Source organism: Acinetobacter tandoii DSM 14970 = CIP 107469 (assembly GCF_000400735.1).
Taxonomy (GTDB): Bacteria; Pseudomonadota; Gammaproteobacteria; order Pseudomonadales; family Moraxellaceae; genus Acinetobacter; species Acinetobacter tandoii.
In genome coordinates, this window is the sequence record NZ_KE007367.1 from 207,028 (window position 1) to 230,566 (window position 23,539).

A 23,539-nucleotide genomic window follows, 5' to 3' on the forward strand; every position below is an offset into this window, starting at 1 on the left:
TGCATGATTGTTAAACTTTTCGTTTGTCTAGTTGTTGTGCAAGTGCATCTCCTGTTGCTTGTACCAACATAACCAGAACCACTAAAACTACAATGACCGCAAGCATGATTTGCATATCGAAACGTTGATAACCATAACGGTAGGCAATATCACCTAATCCACCTGCGCCAATGGCACCTGCAATCGCTGAAGAATTAATCATGGTCACAATGGTGACGGTAAAGCCTGCCACAATTCCAGGTAAAGCTTCAGGCAGTAATACATGCCAAATGATTTGTTTACGGTTACAACCAATGGCTTGCGCGGCTTCAATTAGGCCTTGATCGACCTCACGTAAGCTCACTTCAGCAATACGTGCAAAGAAGGGTGTTGCAGCTAAGGTGAGAGGCACAACGGCAGCCCAAACGCCATAACTGGTGCCAACAATAAAGCGTGTTAAAGGAATCAAGGCTACCATTAAAATCAGGAAAGGCACCGAACGGGTAATATTCACCACCCAACCCAAAGCTTGGTTAATCGGTTTTGAGGGATAAATGCCGTGTTCACTGGTATTCACCAGTATGACTGCTATAGGTAAGCCAATTAGGAAAGCTAAAATTGCCGATACGCCGACCATAATCAGCGTATCAACAGTTCCTGTGAGCAAAAGGTCAATGAGTTGGTCATGCATAGCCTAATACCTCAATTTTGGCAAACTGGTGTTGCAGTTGTTGTTTAAGCTGATGGATATCCAGATCATGCTGTGGCACAGCCACCACGAATTTTCCAATCAAATGTTCCTGAATTGAATCAATATGACTTTGATACAGATGAACAGGGCGATCGATTGCCGAGAATATCGAATTTAGATCTGGTGCATGTTGCAGGGGTGAGGCATAACTTAATCGCAAGATCACCTGACTCGATTCTGCTAGTGGTTGCTCGTGTAACTGAAAGGGCAAATCTAATTGTTCTAAATTGAGCAACTCTTGAGTAATTTGCTGCTGAGGATTGGAAAATACCGACCAGACTTGTCCAGACTCCACGATTTCACCGTGTTCAATCACCACCACTTGATCGCAAATTTCTCGAATCACCTGCATTTCATGGGTAATCAGGACAATGGTAATGCCAAGTGTTTGATTGATTTCCTTGAGCAGCGATAACACCACTGAGGTACTTTCTGGATCAAGTGCAGAGGTCGCTTCATCACATAACAATATTTCAGGATGATGTACCAATGCTCGGGCAATACCAACCCGTTGTTTTTGCCCACCTGAAAGTTGTGCAGGATAGTTTTGCGCTTTATTGCTTAAGCCAACCAGTTCTAGTACTGCACTGACCCGTTGCTCGATCTCAGTAGCGCTGTAATGGGCGATTTTGAGTGGTAGTGCGACATTGTCCCAGACGGTTTTAGCAGACATTAAATTGAAGTGCTGAAAGATCATACCAATGCGCTGGCGTAGTTGGATCAGCTCGGCATGATTCAGTTCCGCCAAATTGTGTTGATGAATGTGGATGCTACCGTCACTGACTTTTTCTAAGCCATTCAGGGTACGCAATAGCGAAGATTTACCCGCACCACTTTTCCCAATAATCCCGAAAATTTTACCTTCAGGAATATCCAAATCGATATTTTTGAGTGCATGGACGTGTTGATTTTGTACTGCATAATACTTGTTCAAATTACGGATTTTGATATGTGGAAGGGAAAAATCCACATGAGAACCAAAACTCACCATTGTCTTTCTCCTTATTTCCAGCCTTCAAACCACATTTTGCTGCCAAAATCTCGGTCTAAAATCTCTTGAACTTGCTTCGAGTTTTGGAACGCTTTGACAAAGGTGGCGAGCTTTTGATTGTGATCGCTGTAGTCTTTACGCGTGACGAACAAAATTGCATATTTCTTATCAATCGGGTCAAGAAACAGAGCGCTATGCGGATCGGCTACTTTCGCCATTTTTAAGTAATGTGGAAAACCAAAGATGAGGTCGGCATCGTTATATGCATGTGCAGTTTGTGGTCCTTCAACTTCAATAAATTGCAGTTGCTTTGGATTTTGAACGATGTCCTGCACAGTCGAAAGTTCATTATTGATATCTTTCAACTGAATTAAACCTGCACGGTGCAGCAAAATCAGTGCGCGGGCAGAGTTTACAGGATCATTCGGAATGACCACACGCGCTTTGTTTGGGAGTTCCTGTAAAGACTTATATTTTTTTGAATATAGTCCGACATGACTGCCTGTACCTGTGGCAAAGGCATGTAAGTCATATTGAGTTTCACGAATTGCATTGCGTAAAAAGACGCTTTGTTGGAAAAAGTTGGCATCAATATCACCGTTTTGTACTGCAACATTCGGTGCATGCCAGTCAGAAAACTCGACCAGCTTCACCTGAATGCCTTGTTTTTTCACCTCATCCGCGACGCTTTGCAGTAGCTCTGCATAAGGTGGGCTAATACCGATGGTGAGAACCTCTTGTTGCGCCTGACTTTGGCTAGAGCGGTAAACCGCTACAGCAGCAATCAAGATCACCACAGTCAATCCAATCAACCATGCTTTACGATTTTTAGAAATAGAAACTGAATTTGTCATTGCTCAATCTCACTTCCAGCCTGGGAACCAAAGTTTTGAGCCAATTTCATCATTCAAAGTTTGTTTAACTTTGGCAGAAGTCTGATAAATTTTGATAAATTTTTCCAGTTGTGCTGCTTTTTCAGGATGTTGTTGCTGATAGTCATCGCGCACCACAAATAAAATCGAATAACGAGTATTGGTATTGTCATCTAAAATCAGCGCATCATTCGGGTCAATAGTTTTGGCAAGACGTAAATAATGTGGGTAACTGAAAACTAAGTCAGCATCATCCACTGCGCGTGCCGTTTGCGGACCTTCAACTTCAATAAATTGCAGCTTTTTAGGATTGGCAGCAATGTCTTGTAAGTTAGATAAATGATTCTCTGGATTTTTTAAAGTAATCAGTTTGGCTTGTTGTAACAGCAACAATGCACGACCTTGATTCACAGGATCATTTGGAATGACTACGCGAGCTTGATCTGGTAGTTCATCCAGTGAATGGTATTTCTTGGAGTATAGGCCAACATGGGTTGTGACGCCCTTATCCAATGCTTTCAGTTTGAATTGAGTTTCTTTGATAGCATTGTCCAAGAAGGGTTGATGCTGGAAATAATTGGCATCAATATCACCATGATTCAAAGTAATATTCGGGGTATTCCAGTCAGAAAATTCCACCAGTTTGACATTGATCCCTTGTTGTTTCGCCTCTTCGACGGCAACCTTTAATGGGTTAGCAAAGGGTGGGCTAATACCAATCACTAACTCGGTATTGCTGGTCTTTTTATGGTAACTCCACGCCACCAGCCCAATCACCAGTGCAGCGACAAGTACCCCTAAAAAGGTAAATTTATTGTTTGCAGTTAAAGCCATGTTATCTCTCGTATTTTCAAATTTACAGCTGTTAAGCTGTCTGTTTTTCTGAATGTGTGGGTAAGTCTGGAGACGAATTTGAGCTTAAACATCGGAACTGCTGTACAGGATGATGGTCGGCAAGATGGTCGCCTTGTTGAAATAGTTTGTGTCTTAAACTGCCTTCGCTGTAGCTTGTTTTGTAGCGCCCATGTTGTTGCAATTCAGGAATGACATAGCGAATAAAGTCTTGATGTGATTCTGGGGCAACCGTGCGGGTCAGATTAAAGCCATCGATGCCTGTTTCATCGATCCACCGAATCAGTTGTTCTGCCACAGCCGCGCCACTTCCAATAATGAGGGGATAACGTCCACCCAAGACATGCTGTGCTTTTAAGTCATTGCGTGTAATGGTTTGTTCTTTAAACTTTTGATTGACTGAGGCAATGCTATTAGTTTTTTGATAAGGAATCGCTTCATCATCAGCAAATTTGGATAAATCGATGCCTACCGAACTGGAGTAATGTGCTAAACCTGCTTCAGGACTGGCATAGCGGATATATTCAGCCAATTTTTCTTGAGCCAATGCATCCGTTTCTGCGGTCACAACAGTAATGCCAACAAAGATTTTAACGTTATTTGCATCTCGACCTTGAGCAACTGCGAGGGCACGAATTTTATCGACCTGTTGCTTAATCTTCTCTGGTCGATCTCCACCAATAAAAATACCTTCCGCATGTTGAGTCGCAAATGCTAAACCACGTGGCGAAGCACCTGCCTGATATAACACGGGGGTACGCTGAGGTGAGGGCGAGACTTGAAACACTCCCTGACTTTGATAAAACTGTCCCTGATGCTGAATAGCATGTACTTTAGCGGGATCGGTAAAAATACGCTGCGCTTTATCTTTCAGTACTGCGTCATTTTCCCAAGAGCCTTCCCAAAACTTATAGCAAAGCTCAAGAAATTCTTCGGCTTGAGCATAACGCAGGTCATGTTCTTTTAGGCCTTTTTGTCCCACCAATCGTTCTGCGCTATCCAAATAGCCAGTCACAATATTCCAACCGATACGACCTTGGGTTAAATGGTCTAAACTTGCAAAACGACGGGCAAATTGATATGGATTTTCATAGCTTAAATTAACCGTAACACCAAAACCCAAATGTTGAGTTGCGGCAGCCATAGCTGAAACCAAGGTACTTGGATCATGACTAGGCAACTGGATCGATTCTTTCAGAGTTAAATCAATGCCATTCTGATAGACATCATAAACACCTGTAATGTCGGCAATAAATAGACCGTCAAATAAGCCTTGTTCTAAGGTTTGTGCCAATTCAGTCCAATAACTGAGTTCATTAAAACGGTGCGATTGATCTCGCGGATGTGTCCATAAGCCATGATTGATATGCCCAACCGAATTCATATCAAAGGCATTTAAAATAATCTTTTTTTGCGTTTGTTGTGTCATTACAAGGTCCCCCGACGTGGAGGGCGAATGCCGTTGAGAGTGTAATTGGCAATGAAGTAATACTTCCAACGTGCCGCATCATGCAGGGTATGCACGCGGGCATTGCGCCAGAAACGATCTAAACCATCTACACGCTGGCTACCACGGCTACCTGCAAGTTCAATCAGTTTGGAAGATGCTTTAAGTGCGGTTTCACTGCTATGGGCACGTACTTTGGCAACGTCTAAAGACGCTTGAGTGATGTTGTCTTCGGTGGGTTGCGGTTTGGCGGCATCGATAGAGCGAGCGGCTTGTTTTAATAACACTTCGCTAGCGCGAACATCTGCCACGACACGACCTAATTCTAATAAGGTGAGTGGGTCTTGGGTTGCAGCATCTACACCTGAATCAATCCAAGGACGGGCTTGACGAACGCGAATCAATGTTTCTTCAAAAGCAGCACGGGCGATGCCTGTTTCAATTGCCGCATGCATAATTTGGGCAAAAGGTCCAACCAAAGTAGGCTGTTGAAAGGCTTGATCGAAAGGAATTACATCTTCTGCAGCAACAAAGACTTGATGGAATTTGACAGTACCGCTGCCTGTAGTGCGTTGTCCAAATCCCGACCAATCATCAATCAGCTCCAAGCCTTCACTGTTACGCGGAATAAAGGCCAGAAATTCACGATCATGGGCATCTTTGACCAAAGTTGGAATACGATGTGCAAACAAACTGCCAGTGCAGTAGAATTTTTCACCATTTACGATAAAACCATTTGCTGTCGGAGAAATTGCAGTTTGTTTTTGTGCGGCATTCTTAGTTTTAAATTCTGCAAGTGCATTACCAAAGCGCGCACCTTGCAATACCTCCTGATACAGTTTTTGTTTTTGTTGTTCAGTACCTGTATTACGCAGTACTTCAAGGGCGTAGAAATGATTTTGTGGGATCTGACCGATTGAACCATCCACACCACTCATAAGGGCAATAATCTGCGCCACGGTATAGCTCGAAACTTCAGCACCCCCATATTGTTTAGGTACCGTAATGGCCCAAAGTCCAGACTTGCTATAAGCTTCAATTTCATCAAAAGGCAAAATGCGCTCAGCATCGCGCAGAATCGCATTGTGCTTGAATTGTTCTGCCAAGGTATGCGCAATTTCTAAGGCTTCGGCATCGGATTGAATAATATGTGCAGGTGCAAGTTGTGCTGCCTGTGCAGGGGAAATAGTTTGAAATGAGGTCATGTTATTCTCCTTAAATCCATGCATGGCGGGCAGGTAATTTATGATTCAGGTAATAATCACCTAGCGCATGCAGTTTCCAACGCACAGGATCATGTAAGGTGTGCACACGTGCATTACGCCAGTGCTGATCTAAATTGAATTGACTTAAACTCGAACGACTGCCCCCGAGTTCGAGCAGTTTTTCAGAAATATTCAGTGCTGCATCATTGGCATAAATTTTGGCTTCAGCGACGAGAATAGAGGCTCGTGCAGCTTGCTCATCGGTTACGCCATCCAACTGATCTAACTCATCTAAATACTCTGCGGCTTCATCGAGCAGTAAAATAGCGGCCTCAAGTTGAATTTGCAGTTTGCCTACTTCTTGTAGGGTGTAATGTTCAAAGCTGGCTTTTTCTACTTGAGCATCGATAATTGGACGCGCCTTTTTGATGGTTGCCAACGTATCTTCAAAGGCAGCCTCAGCAATGCCGACATCAATCGCGACTTGTAACAGTTGCGAATAAGCACCACGATAGGTAGGTGCTGTCGTTAAAGGACGTTCATCAAAGATCAGGAAAGGATCGATTTCCACATGGTTCAGACGGACTGAGCCACTCGATGTTGTGCGTTGTCCAAAACCATCCCAATCATCAATGACTTCAATGCCTTGCGCTTCACGATTTACGATCACGAGCACCACATGACCTTCTGGGTGAATAGCCTTAATGGCTAACCAATGCGCGAAGCTGCTGCCTGTTGAATAGAATTTTTCACCTTGTAGATAGTAGTGGCCATTTTCAATACTCAAAATGGTATTGAGTGTTTTAGAGTCTTTGGTATGGCGCTCAGGACCACCATTGGCAAGGCGTTTTCCTGCTAAAATTTCTTGAAAAATGAACTGCTTTTGCGCTTCGGTGCCCATCAAGTCAATGAGATAAAGTAAGCTAATTTGATTTTGAGGGATTTGCCCGATGCTCGAATCGGCTTTATTCAAAATACGGAATACGCGTACCAGTGTTTTATTGGAAACATAAGCACCGCCATATTGTTTGGGAATTCTTAAACCGCCTAAGCCTTTTTGGCTAAATTGTTCAATTTCTGCAAAAGGTAATGTACGGGTTTGATCTCGAACATTTCTTTCCTCGAGTGCAAAATCTGCAACTTGGTAAGCTGCATTAATTGCATCCTGGTCATTTTTGATGATCTGTACGTTTTTAGAATTGATATAAGCCATGATGACACCTTCGAAACAATGTCAAAACGTTAATATCTCAGCTTTAAAAAACTAACTGACTGATTTCTATGTACTTATGAAAAACAATGTTTAAAACTTAAAGTGGTAAAGTTTGAATAAAAACAGATAAGTCAAATAATTGATTTTAAATAATAATTTAAATTTTGAAATTTCAGCTACTGAATTGAAAGAGGCGGATTATCTTGTTTAAAGATATTTAAGCCACAAAATTATATAACCGTACAAGGCTCAGCTATATTTATTTTGGGATAAAAATGACATTGTGTTTCTGGCTTTGACTGACTAAAGTAACAGACTGAAAGCGTTGGTTTTCTCAAAAATCAATGTTCCGATCAGCTTTTGGAGTGTTTATGCGAATTTTATACCAGTTTCCTTTATCTCATTATTGTGAGAAAGCTCGCTGGTTACTCGATCATAAACAACTTGATTTTGTTGCGCAGAATTTAATACCTGGTGTGCATCGTGCTTTTGCCCAACTTAAAACAGGGCAAAATAAACTTCCGATCTTACGAGACAACGAACATTGGGTTGCAGATTCAACACAAATTGCACTGTATTTAGATCAAACGTATCCTGAACATGCTTTATTACGTGCAGACCCACATTTAAGAGAAGCAGCATTAGAAATTAATGCGTTGGCGTCCGAGCTTGGCTTACATGTACGCCGTTGGGGATTAGCACAAAGTCTATCTGAAAGTGATGAAACTTTAGACATTATGATTGGTGAAAAAGGTTATCTGCGCCAATTTGAGAAATTTTCTAAACCTATTTTAAGAACACTGGTGTCTAAGAGCTACCAGCTTGATGCCGAAAAAGTTGAATATTCTAAGCATCAGATGGAACAGCTCATTAGTGTATTGAATCAGAAATTATTAGAAAATGATGGACGTTATTTTGTGGGCGAGCGTTTAGGGTTTGCTGATATTTCGGTCTGTTCCATGCTAGCACCCTTATTGGAAATAGCAGGAACCCCTTGGGAACGTGAAGAAGACTATATTTCAGGAAGTTCGGAAGATTTTTATATCTTCAAGCATCAACTTTTGGATTTACCTTTAGGGCAATATGTACAGCGTATATATTATACTGAACGTAATGCGCGTGTAGACTGGCGTGGTATGTAATCTTTGCTGTATTACTCATTGAAAAAAGATGTGTAATGATCACCCTTGAATAATTTTTAATTTGTATTCAAGGACATTTATGGCATTAAATTTCTATAAATCTAATGCCTGATAAAAATATCTAGTATGCATGACTTTATTTTTAGTGGAATAAACGAAATAATCGTCTTAGATATTGAACACGTATCTTGCATAATTCAAATAATTCTTACATGTGTTCTTATCTGTATTTTATTATTTTATCTTGGAGCCAGTGATGGAATTAGACCGCTTTGACAAACAGATTCTGGAAATATTAACCCATGAAGATGTGAATCTGAATGAACTGTCAGAGCGAATTAATCTTTCGGTCAGCTCAGTTCATCGCCGTATTAAACATTTGATTGATACCAATGTCATGACCAATGTACGTCGAGACATCAATTATCAAAAACTGGGTTTTAGCTTACATGTATTACTGCAAGTTTCTTTAAGTAAGCACGATACCGATACCTTTTCCAAATTTTTAGAAGAATTGGAAAGTATTCCAGAAGTGATTAATGCTTTTTTAGTCACAGGGCAGTCCGCAGATTTTATTGTGGAAGTGATTGCACGTGATATGGAAAATTACAGTCAAATTCTTCTCAATCGAATTGGTAAAATTGAGCACGTTGTTGCTTTACATTCGAGCTTCGTCATTAAGGAATACAATGTATTTAACTGTCGTGGTTTATTGAATAAGGTTTAAACTCTCAAAATTTTTAATGTTAGTTTAATCGCTGATATAAGCAATACCGTATGTATTCATCAATAAAAAAACGCGCTTATAGGCGCGTTTTTTTATTTTTTGAAAGATTACTCATCTAGCTGAGCTAAAACTTCTTCTGTAAATTCAACGTTCGTATAAACGTTTTGCACATCATCTAAGTCTTCAAACATATCAATCATTTTCACGATTTTTTTCGCTTGATCGATATCAGAAATCAATGCTTTAGTTGAAGGGTTCATCACGACTTCAGCATTGTCAGATTTTAAGCCAGCAGCAGTCAAAGCATCCTGTACATCACCAAACGATTCAGGTGTAGTAATGACTAGGATTTCATCTTCAGTCACTTCAATATCTTCCGCACCTGCTTCTAAAGCGACATCCATAATTTTATCTTCTAAAGAAACATCTTCAAAAGTAATTTCGCCACGTTTAGTAAACAAGAATGCCACTGAACCATTGGTACCTAAGTTACCATCAGTTTTAGAAAAACAGTGACGAACATCTGGCACAGTACGGTTTAAGTTGTCAGTCATTGTTTCTACGATGACCGCAACACCACCCACGCCATAACCTTCGTAAGTGACCTCTTTTAAATCAGCATTTTCTTCACCACCAACACCACGCTGGATTGCACGGTTGATAGTATCACGTGTCATATTTGCGACTAATGCTTTCTCAACGACAGCACGTAAACGTGGATTAGATGCAACATCACCACCGCCTAAACGGGCAGCTGTAACGATTTCACGAATAAATTTTGTGAATACTTTAGCGCGGCTCGCATCTTGTTTTGCTTTACGATGCTTAGTATTAGCCCACTTGGAATGACCCGCCATGCGAAATATGCTCCTTGTAGATTGGCTTTATGCCAAATCAAATTGAGCAGATTCTACCATAAGCCCTTTTTTCAGAGAAAGGGCTTAAGTTTGAGTTTTTAAACAATTGAACGGTGCTATTTGGCTTCAGGAATAATAATTTCCAATCCCACATTTTCTTTATAGAGTTTTTGCATTAAAGCAAGGTCATGATGCAATTCTGTAGGGTAAATTTTGCCAAAAATACCGCCTTGCTTGGTTTGTGAATTGGCATACATTAATACAATAGGCACATTGGCAGCTTTAGCAATATGCCAAAAGCCTGTGCGGATAGGTTTGCGTGCTTCGCCATTTTTGGCTCGCGTTGCCTCAGGCGCAATCACCAAATTAAATTTTTCATGAGAGGCAAAGAGGTCGACCATTTGTCCCACAATGTCTTGGTTCGATTTGCGGTCGACAGGGATGCCACCAATCGCTTCTAACAAGGGTTTTAAAGGACCTTTGAACAATTCTTTTTTGATAAGTGTATGAATTTTAATATCGTAAATTTGGAATAAGGCAAGAGATAAAACAGCATCCATCATTGATGTGTGCTCAAAACCTACAATTACTTGTTTGTTTTCGAGGGTATTCGGTTCTACGTGATATTGCCAGCCCGCAAGTTTAAATGCGGATTCGCCAATCATTTTTTTTAACATAGCGGATCTTAATGTTTTGGGATTAATCAAGCTTGCTAATGTCTGCCTATTTCAAAATAAGGTCAATGGCTGGAATGATGTAATTGCGTATATAAAATACAAATGTATATTTGAACTTTTTCTGTTTTGTAATGGTGTTGTGCTTATGCCAATAAATTAGCTTATTTATTGATTTTACTTATTAACTCATTGGAAAAAAGTCTTAATTTATTGGAAAAATCACTATTCATTACATTTAAACCATATTAGACTTTTGTCGTAGATGAAATGGGACTTCACTAGATATCTTTCGTTTTACCAAAGCAAGTTTAGGATTGAACAATATGATGTATTTTTCCGCTTTTCTGTTGGTCTTTTTCTTTTTTTTATTGGTTGTCATTTGGTCTTCAATTGAGTTTTATTTAGATTTTCGAAAAAAGAAATCGGTTAAACCTTAAGACTATAATTAGAAAAATTTCTATTCTTAATTTTTGAGCCTTATCGTTTTGATAAGTTCCGTTGAGGGTAATTAAGTAAATTAATCGATGAGTCTTTTACAGAAGAGCATGATGCGTAGCTCTTTAAATAAAAAGGCTGCACATAGGCAGCCTTTGAACTGATCTCAAAATGAATTAAAAAGACACCATTTTCCCAGGATTAATCATGGCTCCAATGCCATACATACTTTTGGCAATTGGAATCACAATAGGTGCTAACGCACGACCCATCGGAATATTGATGTGCTGAATTTTGGTCAGCATTTCAAAGTCATCCGATTGACCACAGAAATCGTCGGCAATGGCTTTACCGATGCGTACAGTTTGTGCCACACCATGACCACTCCAACCGTGCACCGCATAAATTGGAAATTTATTGCCAGACTTACGGCTATCGGTTGCACCATTCACGGTTAGGTCGGTTTTACCACTCCAAACAAAGTCAATTTCAACCTGCTTTAATTGTGGGAAAACGTGTTTAATACGCCCTAGTAAATAGTCGTGTGTTTGCTGTGCATCCCAACAAGAACCTGTGCCTTCACCCCCAAATAATAAACGGTTTTGAGAAACACCACGGTAATAGTCAATTTGGAATTGTGTGTCATAGACTGGCATATCAGTCGGGAGTAACGCTTTCAAATCAAGTTCGAGTGGCGCTGTCGTACACACATAGGTATAAAATGGAATTGTAGTTTGTTTACGTTCTTCCAATAACGTGAAAGAAGCATGATGTACTGCCATCACAACACTTTTACGAGCTTTAATTACGCCATTTAATGTGGTGACATAAATACCATCACCACGCTCTTGAATAGACTTTACTTCCGTTTTTTCATAAATTTTGCCACCATTTTGACAAAAACCATAAGCCAAACCGCGAGTCAATGCTAGGGGGTGAATATGACCACCGAGATGATCCAACAAGCCACCAAAATAATTTTCAGAACGAATATGCGTACGCAATTCATCCTGACTAAGCATGGACGTATTTTTTTCTTCTAAATATTCACGTGCTTGCATACCTTCACGTAAAGCATCTAAATGTCCTGAATGAACCGCAGCCGTGATATGACCGCGTTTGCGTTGCAAATTCAGGTCATATTTTTCACTAATGCTGTCAATTAATGACATCGCCTCGGTGGAAGTGAAATGCCATAACTTTTTGGCATCTGCAAAACTGAAGTGCTCTGCCATGGTCTCGGCCTCCCAACGTGCCAAACCTGGAGTGAGTTGTCCACCATTACGCCCAGAAGCAGCACTACCAATGCGGTTTTTTTCAACCAGTACCGTATCTACACCTTGTTCTGCCAAATGCAGTGCGGTCGAGGTTCCTAAGAGCCCACCTCCAATTACAAGCACATCACACTCGATATTTGTATTCAGTACATCAAAAGTATGCCAATCTTGCAATGAACTTTCATAGTAGTTGGCAGGATGTTCGAACTGACCGCGTGAAGCTGCAATCCAGTTCCATTCTTTACCAGTTTGTTGATATTGGCTGGCTTTAAATGTGACATCGTTGAGTAAAATGGGTTTAGTCACTTCGATAGACATATGGAACTCTCTTTTTAAATTTGGTAAATAAGCTTAAGCATTGCTCAGGACGATACTTTGTTTGCGAACTTTCTTATACACAAACAACACGATACCCACAGTTAGCCAGCCGAGACCAAAATGTAGTGCACTGGACTCAAGATTGAGCCACATTGCAACGAGGGATAGTACTGATAACGCGGGTAAAAAAAGATTTAAGAAGAATGATTTAAAGCCTGAACGTTGTTTTTCATGTATATAAAACTTCATAAATACAGAGAAGTTCACAGCCGTAAATGCAATTAAGGCACCAAAACTGATTAAATTCAGAACAGTAGATAAATCTAAAAACATCGCTGTCATAGAAACCATACCGATTGTGAGCACAGAATATAAAGGAGTACCTAATTTATGGTTCACAGAACCAAAAATGCCTTTATGGAAAATACCATCGCGACCCATGATATGAATTAAGCGTGCTGCACTAGCATGAGAAGCTAATCCAGAGGCAACAGTATTCATGATTTGTCCAACCAAAAATAATGCTTGGAATAAGGCACCGCCTACATATAACGCAATTTCTGGTAAAGCCGCTTCTGGGTCTTTAAAACGGGCGTTATCAGGGAAGTAAAGCTGAATAAACCATGATGCCGAAATGAAGATGAACCCGCCCAATAATGTAGTTAACATCACCGCACGAGGAATGGTTTTTTTCGGATCTTTAGTTTCGTGAGATAACGTTGTTACAGCATCAAAACCTAAAAATGAGAAACACAGAATAGATGCACCTGTAATTAATGGCACAATACTGGTATCACCATTAAATAATGGTTTTAAAGTTAGTACATGCTCATAGCCATTAGAACCAATGCCACTAATCACCAGATATATAAAAACGACAAGTAAGATTAATGGTACGAATACAAAGAGGAGGGAAAGGTTTGCAAGGATATGAATTCTAAAACAATTTACTAAAGTGACCAATCCTGCCGCAACAAATACCCATGCCGCATAAGGTATTGCTGGCATTAAGGCATGTAGATAAATTCCAGCCAATAAGGCATTAATTAAAGGCAGCAGAATGTAGTCTAATAATGAACACCATCCAACAAAGAAACCTGCTGAATTTCCACAACTTTCAGCGGTGTAGGTATAGGCAGAACCAGGGCGCTCAGTTTGCTGGCTTAATCGGGCATAACTGAATGCTGTGAGTAACATAGCGAAGAGGGCAAACAAGTAGGCGAGAGGAACTCGACCATTGGTAATGTCCGACACAATCCCAAAAGTGTCAAAAACAGTCATTGGGGTCATATAAGCAATACCCACAATAATGACTTGCGCTAATGTGAGTTTGCGAATGTTAATACTGCGATTGTCCATGTATTAAAACCTGTAAATCGTTTTAAATCATTTGGAAAAGTCATCCATGACTTAAAAAGCTGTAAATAAGGTATAAATGTCTATAGAGCGCAGTATTCAAAGAACTCATTTCTTTAGCTACCACGCTCTGAACATGTGTTTCCAACACGCTATAAAGACAAGTTTTACGGTTGAATGATGGATTTACCTTGCTTCTTATGAAGAAGAATTAAGCTGCATTACGTTTTTGGCGCAGTTCAGCCGCATGTGCAATTGCATCATTTTCAGGCGCTTGTGATTTGCCATAAGGTTTTGCAATAAACATGTAGAGCAGACCACTGATAATCACAAAAGCTAAACCAATCAGTACAATCCAACGGTCAAAGAAAGAAGGGACATCGGCAGGTTGAGCAAGTAGATAAATTGCAACTACACCATATGCCAGAGCAAGAGCATTGATTGGCAAGCCCCAAGTACCGACACTCCACTCGCCCGCAGGTTTCCAACCTTTTAAGCGATTTTTCAGCGCAGCAAATACAACCATTTGGAAAGAAACATAAATACCGATGACAGCAAAGGCAGTGATTCGTGCCAAGTTATCTGGTGAGAAATACACCACTACACAGAAAATTAAAGGCAATAAGCAGCTTAAAATCATTGCATTATCAGGTACATTTTGCTTCGATAATTTTGCAATCCATTTATTGCCAGGCAGCATTTGGTCGCGTGCGAACGAGAACAAAAGACGGCTTAATGCAGCTTGTAAAGACAAGATACAAGAGAGCATCGCAATAATGGCAATCACAATAAACAGATTTGCGCCATGCGTACCTAATGCATCACGTAAAATAAATGGAATAGGATCAGTTACTTGACCATTTACAATTGCTTGTAAGTTTGGTGATGCAAGTAAATAGCCTAATACTGAAACCATTGCAGAGATACAACCGAATACAATACTCAAAATCATTGCCACTGGAATTTGGCGGCTTGGATTTTTGACTTCTTCAGCGACGTTACCGCAGGCTTCAAAACCAAAGAACATGAATAAGCCAAGTAGCGAAGCAGAGAAGAAAGCTGTGGTGTATGAACCATCTTGTGCAAGAACGCCCATAGTGTCAAATACAATAGAGAACGGTTGAGCACGATGGAAAATCAATAAGTAGATCCCCAACGCGATTACACTCACTATTTCACACCAGAAACCAATTCGAGCAACACGTGCAAGGTTTTTGGTGCCAGACATATTTACAACCATACATAAGATTAACAATACGATGGTCGTGAGTAAGCAATTCATTGCTGTTGGTTCATATTGGAATAATGAGGCAACAAATCCTGCACTATATTCAGCAATAGAAGTCACAGTTACGACCAATGCCCAAAGGTAAACCCATGCAGCCATCCATGCATATTTTCTCCCCCATAGGCGTCTAGCCCAAGGATAAAGTCCACCTGTAATAGGGTATTGTGAAGCTGTTTCACCAAATACGATTGCAACTAATAATTGACCAAAAGCAGCAATCATAATCCACCAAATTGATGGAGGGCCAGCAAGTGTAATCGCGAGGGCAAAGAGTGAGTAAACAGCAGTTAAAGGCGATAAATAGGTAAAACCAAGTGAGAAATTAGAGATCAATCCAATTGATCGTTCGAATTGTGAATTTTGGACAGACGAAGAACTCGTTTCTTGTCCTACATTTTCACCTATAGGAAGGTCATTCATGCAATTTCCTTATTTAGCAATAAAGTTCAATACCTAAGTATTAAAATTTTCCCAATCCTGTTTTGGGAGCGTGGAATATTTTGGGTATAAAAGGTTTTCAATTTGAATCTAGAAAATTTAATCCTTTGATGAAGATCAATAAAATTTCCTGATTTTAAATGAAATCCATTTTCTATGATTTGAGGTCTAATATCATTTATTCCCTGATATTAAAGGTTCAAATCACTATACATCTACGTAGTCTAATTTGTCTTTTTTTATAATTACAAACGAGAGCCAATTTATTAATTGGAGCAGGAGCCAATTTTTTTTAAAATAATTTTTTTGCCGTATTATTATGTTGTTTTTTATATAATGTTTGTTGATTTTTTTATTTTATTTTTTTAATTAAACTTAAATAAATCAATATATTGAAGTAAATTTACATTATGTAAAAATGTAAAGTTAAAATAAAAATGTAAAGTTAAAATGAAAAAATGTAAGTATATTAATTATAATTTTAGGATAGGTTTGTCTTAGCTTGTGTTTAAAATATTCTTGACAAAAAAAATCATAAATAATAAATAAGCAGTTGTGGTGAATAGATAGATATTTTATTTAAATTGCTGAATAAGGAAATTGCATGACAGACCTACATATTGGTGAAAATTTAGGACAGGCGAATGGATTTGTTCAAATGCACGTTAAACAATTAAAGCATTTTATTAACGGTGAATTTGTTCAAACAACAGGGGTTGAATTCTTTGATTTAATTAGCCCTGTGAACGGTCAGATTTATGCACAATCGCCAAATGCGACACAGCAAGATGTAGATTATGCCTACGATTGCGCAAAAGCTGCATTTAAAGTTTGGAGACGTTCAACACCTTCAATGCGTCAAAAGGCATTATTGGACTTTGCTGATGCATTAGAAAAAAATGCAGAACAACTGGTAGAGACGCAAAGTATAGAAACAGGTCAGCTTAAACACATGATCGCCGCAGAAGAAATAAAAACATCTGTTGATCATATCCGTTTTTTTGCGGGTGCGGCTCGTTGCTTAGAAGGGAAGGCAACTGCTGAGTATTTAGATGGTTTTACTTCAAGTATCCGTCGTGAACCTATTGGTGTGGTAGGCCAAGTTGCACCATGGAACTACCCATTATTAATGGCAGTTTGGAAAATTGCGCCTGCTTTAGCTGCTGGTAATACCGTTGTATTAAAGCCAAGTGACACCACCCCAAATAGTACTTTACAACTTGCTGAAATTGCAGCTCCGTTTTTCCCTAAAGGTGCCATTAACGTCATTTTAGGTTTGGCAGATGCAGGTTCAAAAGTTGTTTCACATCCAGTACCTGCAATGGTTTCAATTACAGGTTCAGTGCGTGCAGGACTTCAAGTTGCTGCCTCTGCTGCAAGTAATTTAGCAAAAGCGCATTTGGAACTTGGTGGCAAAGCACCTGTACTGGTATTTGAAGATGCTGACTTAGAAAAAGCAACAGATGCAATCAGCGTAGCGGGTTTCTTTAATGCAGGACAAGACTGTACCGCAGCAGCACGAGTTTTAGTCCAAGAAAGTATTTTTGATGAATTTGTGGAAAAAATGGTTGCTAAAACCAAGCAAATTCATTGCGGTTTGCCAGATGACGAAACAGCTTTATTTGGCGCACTTAATAACCAACGCCAGCTTGTACATGTGAAAGGCTTTTTAGATCGCTTACCAGCGCATGCCAAAATTGTCACAGGTGGTAAACAAGTGACTCAGTACTCTGGTTTCTATTTCGAGCCGACCATCATTTGTGGTTTAGAACAGCACGATGAAGCCATTCAAAATGAAATTTTTGGACCAATTGTGACGATTCAAACTTTCAAAGATGAAGCAGACGCATTAGACAAAGCCAATGATGTTGAATTTGGTCTTGCTTCAAGTGTTTGGACCAATGATCACAGCCGTAGTATGCGTTTTAGCCGCGATTTAGATTTTGGTACGGTTTGGGTCAATGCCCATATTCCACTTACTGCTGAAATGCCACATGGCGGTTTTAAAAAGTCAGGTTATGGCAAAGATTTATCAAGCTACGGCTTTGAAGAATATACTCGTATTAAACATGTGATGAGTGCTTACGAAGATTAATTTTCCGCATGATGCATCTGCAATCATCATTTACTAACATATTTTTTCAGAAGGGAATATACATGAAAAATATTTTACAAGCGCTTATTTTAGTTCCTGCGATGGCTGGTGTCACAGTTGTTCATGCAGCTGTACCACCTAAGCAAATCGTTACATCATATATGCAAGCTTGGAATCAACATGATGCCAACAAAGCAGCCTCTTATTTTGCTAAAGATGGTGTATTTTATGATGCTACGGTAGGCACACCACAAAAAGGGCAAGTGGCAGCACGAGATAATGTCATCAGTGTATTTATTAATGCTGTGCCTAATTTGAAATGGGAAATGACGAGTGCTCCAATTGTGAGTAAAGATGGTATTTCTTTCCAATGGCGCTTTACAGGGAATAACACTGGTGCATGGAGCAAAGATACGCCAGCAACAAATAAGCCAATTAACTTTGAGGGTGTAAGTTTTGTTCGTGTTAAAAACGACAAAATTGTTTATCAAGGTGACTACTACGATGCTGCTACTGTGAATAAACAGCTAGGTTGGTAATTCGTTAGACATAACCCAGACTCTACCGCATATCATTTATGCTCTTATGAATGAGTGAAGTTGAGTTTGGGTTATGTACTTTTCATGGTTATGGAATTTCATCTTTCGGACATGACACGCAATTTTTGAGTGAGAACAGGGAGTAAAAAACTAATACAGCATTTGCAAGCACTAATTAATTTAGAGCAATTCCTATACGCTATGACAAGCTCAAGCAGATCTATAAAAATTCAAAAAAACGAAGCTGTATACGATTTCAGCAAACTATGCATATGATTTAAAATAATAATTCTATCGAGGATGTGCTTTGCTATAATCCCGAGGCTTTTTAATATATGACAATTTTATGAAATTTAGAATTTTATTTGCTTCGACTTTATTGTTAGGTTCAACTCAATTTTTAGCAGCAATGCCTGTTGATCAACTATTAGGCTCATGGAAGGTAATTGACGATAAATCAGGAAATTACATTACAGAAATTGCAATTCGTAAGAATTCTAAAACTCAACAATATAGTGCAGCCATCACTAAGTCGTATGCATTACCTGGTACGGCAGCCACTGATGTTTGTACGAAGTGTACAGGAGCCTTAAAAAATAAATATTTGTTTGGTTTGGAAATCCTCACTAATATGCAGGCAACGTCAAAAAATAAATTTAATAATGGGGTATGGGTTAACCCACAAAATGGTCTTGTTTATATTATTAATGCGGACCTAAGTAATACTGGTGAACAAATGAAGGTTTTCGGCAAGTCAAAGTCTGATAACACTACGACAATGATGACTTGGAAGAAATTATAAAGCAGTCTCCGAATCTCGCTATAGGAAGTCACTTTTTCATTCGTAAAAAACCATCATTTGATGGTTTTTTACATGAATAGAAGGGCGAAAATCATCAACCGATTGTTTGCTGTCTATTCTGAGGATGTCTCCGAGTTAGAATTATTCGTAACATAGAAACATAATTTCTATATTTTCCATATCAACAGTAACTCGCTTACTATCATTTGGTGCGAAGAAAAGGTAGCTGTATCCTTCGTTCAACTTTTTTTGTAATCACCTAAAATAATATCTTCAATAGTATTCATTGCTTCTCTTAATTTTCTGTCGCTGACTTGAACAAAGTCTCTTGTTCTATCTCGATCATCATTAATGTGATTCAGGAGGCGATCAATTGTGTACTGATCATAGCCCAGGTTTTCTGCAATAGCGCCAAAGGTTCTACGCAAATCATGGAAGCTGAACTCAATGCCACAGGATTTATTAATTTTCTGGCGTACTTTGGAAATATTTACAATATGACCAGAGGTCGATTTGGCAGAAGGGAATACCCATTCATTTGTGGCTTGATCATAACGTTTTGTCATGAGGGTAAATAGAAAGTCACCCATAGGTAAAGTGTATGGTTCACGATATTTTTCATCTATTAAGGTGATTCGACCATACTTTAAGTCGATACTGGACCAAGTTAAAGATTCACATTCTTCACGTCTGAATCCTGTAAGAACTAAGGTAAGTAAAAAATCCCGATTGGTTTCTAGCTGTTGACCACGGTCCGTATATTCGAATACTGCTTTAATCCATTCAGGGAGTTGATCTTGATGAATATAGGTTTTACGGCTGCGAATTTTATTCCAAGCCTTTTTAGCATTCAGTGTATTTATCGGATTATCTTGATCCAAAATAGATTGGTCATTTTCATCTCGATAATGCTCAACTGAGTAATTATAGATAGCTCGGAAAACACGCATCGCCATATTTGCTTGAGCCAAACTTCGTTGTGACAATTCAGAATGTTTTGCTTGAATCATAGATCTGGAGATTTTATCCAGTGTTATGTCATTCCAATCCTTTAGATAGTTATCAACAACCATAGTGTAGTCTTTAATTGTTCTAGGCTTAAGGGTTTTATATAAAAGGTAATGCTCAAATGCTTGTTTTAATGTTGGTTTAATTTTGAGTAAATCTAATTTTAATTTTTCTTCAGCAATAATTTTTCTTTTAACTTCATTTGGATTGATGCCCTGAGCCATCAGCGCAAGTTTATCTCTGGCTATATGACGCGCTTGGGCTAGGGTTAAATTTCCATGTAGACCAATTGTTGAGCGTACAGTCCTACCAAGGACTTTTTTCTCAACAATATAGGTTTTATAGGTATTATTTACCCGAATAGCAAAGCCAATGAGGTCACTGTCTCTGTAGATAGCAGGCATCAGTTCGAGTTGATCAATAAATGTCTTTGTTAGCTTTACTCTTTGAGATGACATCGCTAGAATCGCAATCAATTGCAATATTTAGCAATATAGCACAATATTTTCTAGCGTCTACTATGCGTCTACAAGCAAAAAATACTTGCTCAATAGGGAAATGTTAGATAGTATTGCTGCACAGCCAAACTATTGAATATAATGGTTTTGCAACAATATAGGGCCTATAGCTCAGTCGGTTAGAGCAGCGGACTCATAATCCGTTGGTCGACAGTTCAAGTCTGTCTGGGCCCACCATATAAAACAACCACTTACGTGTACTAATCGTAAGTGGTTTTTTTGTTTTTAGATTCTGGTAAGCAAATGGTAAGCAGCTTAAATCAACATTATTCTTAATTGGTTTTGTTGGATAAAGACTTTAAAGATAGAATTTCCTATAGTTACTCAAATTCAAGTGACGACTTGGGTATGGGGCGATCTAATTCTGGCATGGCTTAATCATAATTTAAGTCAATACTTTGAGATATGAAGTATATGATCGAATTTTAGATCAGTTTATTACAAGTTTCGTAAGCGTGGGCTGAACCCCACACCTATTTTTTAATTTTGGTCGGGTTGCCACCGGTGTGGCAGTAATTCTTCTATTTAGGTCACTTTATGTGTCGGTAACATAGGCATACAGATCCAAGCCATTCAGCTTTGCTGACTGGATTTAAGTCTTGATATTCGCCGCTCGTTGACCACTGCGCAGCGAGCCAACAAACAGCCAGTTCTTACTTCCCAAGGCCTAAGGGCGCATTTGGTTGTCGGGTAGTCAGACGCAGTTGCCTACGTCAACCCCCTAAGAACCGTGCATGCGAGTTTCCCAGCACACGGCTCAAGCCTCTTCTAAGGCGCCATTCGGCACCCGGTTATACCTCGTTGACATTGGCAAACTGAACACTCCTCGGACAATACAGATAGATGGTAAATCTCAAGATGAGCGACCGCATCCATCCTACCATGACTTAGCTTCACAATATGACGGCTGTGCCATGGTGTATCTTTGGTGACTGGTTTAAGACAGGCGCAGCAGGGATGACTTTGTTTTAGCCACACTCTATACAGCTTGGCTCGCCACTTTGGGGATCTGGTGATAGAATTTACCAAGGCAGTAAATGGGTTTTTTACACGGTAAAAATTGGCTGGCAGTGCCGCATTAAGAAATACATTTAAGAGAGCAATGTTGAATTAGCCGGGACAATTTCAGCTGGGATCTCACCTGCTTCAGGTGACGATGTTCAAGGTATTATTGCCAATACAGCATTTGGTGCAGGGGCAGGCAGCATGAGCACATGGAAAAAGGTTTACAAACGATAAAAGGGCAGGCTGCCATACCTGGGTGTTAATTGTGGGTGTCCGCTTTAGTTGGAATACAATATGATGTGGGAAGGAAAAAATTTATTAAGGTTAAGGGTGATTAGATCATTTGGATCAGTAGCAATTTTCGCATGCAATATTAAAGAATCAGAATTGGAAATGTAAATTTCTTTATTTTTAAATTTTTCTGATATAACAGATTTTTTGAACAACTCATATTCGGATACATATGAGTTCATTCGAATATCACTGATCCAATTTTTAGCTCTTAGCAGGCGCCAATTTATATTTGTGACGTCAGCTATAGTCAGGCCTCGATAAGATATTTTTCTAATTTTATCGAAAATTATGTCGAATAAAAATATGTGAGATCTATGCAAATAGCTAATATTTAATAAGAGAGTTTCTAAGTTTTTTTCAAGAGCTATAGCACAATAGTTACATAATTCATAGTTATTAATAATTAATCCCCATTGATATAGAAGATATATAGAATAGATAGCATCAAGATTTTCAAAAGAAATAATTTTTTCAAGTGTTGGATAACATATGGGTTGTGGACAACCTAATCCATCGGATATTACATAGCTGCGAATATCTGAAGATAAGTTATGCATGTCATTTATAATTTTATTTGATGTAAATTTTGTGTTTTCAATATCCCAAATAGGGTGTTGAATAATACAGGTTGCACCGGGTATATTTTTCTCAGTGCTTTCTTTCCATGATTTTTGAGGTGTAGATAAACCAAATTTATATTTTTTAAATAATTTATCTTCAGGTGAATGTTTAGAATTTGAATACATGAATTTATAAAACTTGTAATCATTTGTTATGTTTAAGTGCTTTAATTTTTTAGCTTCATTGAATAAATAGTCAAACCAAGTAATTGTTTTTGCATATTCCAAAATGCCACGAGCATTGCGTCCCATTTTTCCATTCCATACTAAAGTTGGGGTAAAGTTATTTAGTAATTATACCTCTTTTCTTTACCCCTTTAAACGTGCTTTTATAGTTTTAAAGCATTTTAAAGAGAGAAATATGGCACTAAAGCATAAACATAAGCCGATTACAGATGATCGGCTTTTATTGACCACTAGAGAGACAGCTAGGCTTTTAGGGTATGCAGAACAGACTTTACGTAAGTGGGCTTTATATGAAAATGGCCCAATTAATCCTATTAGACATGGACGTACTCTTCGTTGGAGTAAGGCGGAAGTCTACAAATTTGCTTGCTCACAAGAAGACTAAATTTGAAGATGATATGAGCTAGTTGCTCATATCTATTCATTAGACTGCTAGGCGAGTTAGGTAATGTAATAACGAATTATCTACAAGCCAGCAGAAAGTTTATTTGGGTTGTATAAATTTTATTTAAAGAGAACAATTACTTGAAGCTTTTAATTTGTGATTGATTGGGTGGGGTTAGAAGGCTTTAAAGCTTAACTCTGAATAATTTTCACTTTTGAAAAAATTCAATGCTTTCAGACTGTATGAGCACAAACTTCAAAGC

General features: G+C 38.9%; 21 protein-coding genes, 1 tRNA gene and 1 pseudogene. 8 read left to right on the plus strand and 15 right to left on the minus strand.

Annotated features, from left to right (window positions below):
- Nucleotides 1–10 precede the first annotated feature (10 nt).
- From I593_RS10360 to I593_RS10390, 7 genes are read right to left on the minus strand one after another with little or no spacing between them, the layout of a single operon-like run.
- Nucleotides 11–670 carry a methionine ABC transporter permease gene (locus tag I593_RS10360; protein ID WP_016167526.1) on the minus strand — a complete coding sequence of 220 codons (660 nt, stop codon included), beginning with the start codon at nt 668–670 and terminating at the stop codon, nt 11–13.
- Complete coding sequence (locus I593_RS10365; protein WP_016167527.1) at nt 663–1,721, minus strand: methionine ABC transporter ATP-binding protein; 1,059 nt, start codon at nt 1,719–1,721, stop codon at nt 663–665. Before I593_RS10365 ends, I593_RS10360 begins: the two co-directional genes overlap by 8 nt.
- 11 nt (nt 1,722–1,732) lie before the next feature.
- Nucleotides 1,733–2,575, minus strand: a complete 843-nt coding sequence (locus I593_RS10370) for a MetQ/NlpA family ABC transporter substrate-binding protein (protein WP_016167528.1) — start codon at nt 2,573–2,575, stop codon at nt 1,733–1,735.
- Nucleotides 2,576–2,584: 9 nt separating this feature from the next.
- Nucleotides 2,585–3,427 (minus strand): MetQ/NlpA family ABC transporter substrate-binding protein, encoded by an 843-nt coding sequence (locus I593_RS10375; protein WP_016167529.1) that lies wholly within the window; start codon nt 3,425–3,427, stop codon nt 2,585–2,587.
- A 31-nt stretch (nt 3,428–3,458) separates the two neighbouring features.
- A complete protein-coding gene (locus I593_RS10380) occupies nt 3,459–4,874 on the minus strand; it encodes an LLM class flavin-dependent oxidoreductase (RefSeq protein ID WP_016167530.1) in 1,416 nt (471 codons plus the stop codon).
- Nucleotides 4,874–6,097, minus strand: coding sequence for an SfnB family sulfur acquisition oxidoreductase (locus tag I593_RS10385; RefSeq protein WP_016167531.1), 1,224 nt, complete (start codon nt 6,095–6,097; stop codon nt 4,874–4,876). Before I593_RS10385 ends, I593_RS10380 begins: the two co-directional genes overlap by 1 nt.
- A 10-nt stretch (nt 6,098–6,107) precedes the next feature.
- Nucleotides 6,108–7,310, minus strand: coding sequence for an SfnB family sulfur acquisition oxidoreductase (locus I593_RS10390; RefSeq protein ID WP_016167532.1), 1,203 nt, complete (start codon nt 7,308–7,310; stop codon nt 6,108–6,110).
- 371 nt (nt 7,311–7,681) lie between these two features.
- Between I593_RS10390 and I593_RS10395 the strand changes: the two genes are divergently transcribed.
- Nucleotides 7,682–8,452, plus strand: coding sequence for a glutathione S-transferase family protein (locus I593_RS10395; protein WP_016167533.1), 771 nt, complete (start codon nt 7,682–7,684; stop codon nt 8,450–8,452).
- A gap of 256 nt (nt 8,453–8,708) precedes the next feature.
- Complete coding sequence (locus I593_RS10400) at nt 8,709–9,179, plus strand: Lrp/AsnC family transcriptional regulator (RefSeq protein ID WP_016167534.1); 471 nt, start codon at nt 8,709–8,711, stop codon at nt 9,177–9,179.
- A gap of 107 nt (nt 9,180–9,286) precedes the next feature.
- Here I593_RS10400 and I593_RS10405 read toward each other — a convergent pair whose 3' ends face one another.
- The 5 genes from I593_RS10405 to I593_RS10425 all read right to left on the minus strand — a co-directional run bounded on the left by I593_RS10405 (nt 9,287) and on the right by I593_RS10425 (nt 15,807).
- Nucleotides 9,287–10,036, minus strand: a complete 750-nt coding sequence (locus tag I593_RS10405) for a YebC/PmpR family DNA-binding transcriptional regulator (protein ID WP_016167535.1) — start codon at nt 10,034–10,036, stop codon at nt 9,287–9,289.
- Between the two features lie 116 nt (nt 10,037–10,152).
- Nucleotides 10,153–10,713 (minus strand): 1-acyl-sn-glycerol-3-phosphate acyltransferase, encoded by a 561-nt coding sequence (locus tag I593_RS10410; protein ID WP_016167536.1) that lies wholly within the window; start codon nt 10,711–10,713, stop codon nt 10,153–10,155.
- Between the two features lie 611 nt (nt 10,714–11,324).
- Nucleotides 11,325–12,743: an NAD(P)/FAD-dependent oxidoreductase gene (locus I593_RS10415; protein WP_016167537.1), complete on the minus strand. Its 1,419-nt coding sequence runs from the start codon at nt 12,741–12,743 to the stop codon at nt 11,325–11,327.
- A 33-nt stretch (nt 12,744–12,776) separates the two neighbouring features.
- Nucleotides 12,777–14,102 carry an APC family permease gene (locus I593_RS10420; protein ID WP_016167538.1) on the minus strand — a complete coding sequence of 442 codons (1,326 nt, stop codon included), beginning with the start codon at nt 14,100–14,102 and terminating at the stop codon, nt 12,777–12,779.
- Nucleotides 14,103–14,310: 208 nt separating this feature from the next.
- The gene (locus I593_RS10425) at nt 14,311–15,807 is read right to left on the minus strand and encodes an APC family permease (RefSeq protein WP_016167539.1); all 1,497 of its coding nucleotides are present in this window, start codon (nt 15,805–15,807) and stop codon (nt 14,311–14,313) included.
- Between the two features lie 676 nt (nt 15,808–16,483).
- Here I593_RS10425 and I593_RS10430 point away from each other — a divergent pair.
- The 3 genes from I593_RS10430 (at nt 16,484) to I593_RS10440 (ending at nt 19,261) form a co-directional block, all read left to right on the plus strand.
- Entirely contained in the window at nt 16,484–17,920 is a 1,437-nt protein-coding gene (locus tag I593_RS10430; protein ID WP_026440972.1) for a gamma-aminobutyraldehyde dehydrogenase, read from the plus strand.
- A 62-nt stretch (nt 17,921–17,982) separates the two neighbouring features.
- On the plus strand, nt 17,983–18,459 hold the full coding sequence (locus tag I593_RS10435) for an ester cyclase (RefSeq protein ID WP_016167541.1): 477 nt from the start codon (nt 17,983–17,985) through the stop codon (nt 18,457–18,459).
- Nucleotides 18,460–18,805: 346 nt separating this feature from the next.
- Entirely contained in the window at nt 18,806–19,261 is a 456-nt protein-coding gene (locus I593_RS10440; protein ID WP_016167542.1) for a DUF2147 domain-containing protein, read from the plus strand.
- Between the two features lie 239 nt (nt 19,262–19,500).
- Here the strand turns inward: I593_RS10440 and I593_RS10445 are convergent, their stop codons facing one another.
- Nucleotides 19,501–20,727 carry an integrase family protein gene (locus tag I593_RS10445; RefSeq protein WP_016167543.1) on the minus strand — a complete coding sequence of 409 codons (1,227 nt, stop codon included), beginning with the start codon at nt 20,725–20,727 and terminating at the stop codon, nt 19,501–19,503.
- 160 nt (nt 20,728–20,887) lie between these two features.
- Between I593_RS10445 and I593_RS10450 the strand changes: the two genes are divergently transcribed.
- Nucleotides 20,888–20,964: transfer RNA gene (locus I593_RS10450), tRNA-Ile, on the plus strand.
- A gap of 348 nt (nt 20,965–21,312) precedes the next feature.
- Here the strand turns inward: I593_RS10450 and I593_RS20425 are convergent.
- Nucleotides 21,313–21,475 (minus strand): annotated as a pseudogene (locus tag I593_RS20425) (IS66 family transposase); the annotation flags it as partial.
- Between the two features lie 46 nt (nt 21,476–21,521).
- Between I593_RS20425 and I593_RS20725 the strand changes: the two are divergent.
- Nucleotides 21,522–21,719 (plus strand): hypothetical protein, encoded by a 198-nt coding sequence (locus I593_RS20725; RefSeq protein ID WP_171065452.1) that lies wholly within the window; start codon nt 21,522–21,524, stop codon nt 21,717–21,719.
- A gap of 351 nt (nt 21,720–22,070) precedes the next feature.
- Here the strand turns inward: I593_RS20725 and I593_RS10455 are convergent, their stop codons facing one another.
- Nucleotides 22,071–22,958 (minus strand): hypothetical protein, encoded by an 888-nt coding sequence (locus I593_RS10455; RefSeq protein ID WP_016167544.1) that lies wholly within the window; start codon nt 22,956–22,958, stop codon nt 22,071–22,073.
- A 109-nt stretch (nt 22,959–23,067) separates the two neighbouring features.
- Here I593_RS10455 and I593_RS10460 point away from each other — a divergent pair, with 109 nt between their 5' ends.
- Nucleotides 23,068–23,277 carry a helix-turn-helix domain-containing protein gene (locus I593_RS10460; protein ID WP_016167545.1) on the plus strand — a complete coding sequence of 70 codons (210 nt, stop codon included), beginning with the start codon at nt 23,068–23,070 and terminating at the stop codon, nt 23,275–23,277.
- The last annotated feature ends 262 nt before the right edge of the window (nt 23,278–23,539 follow it).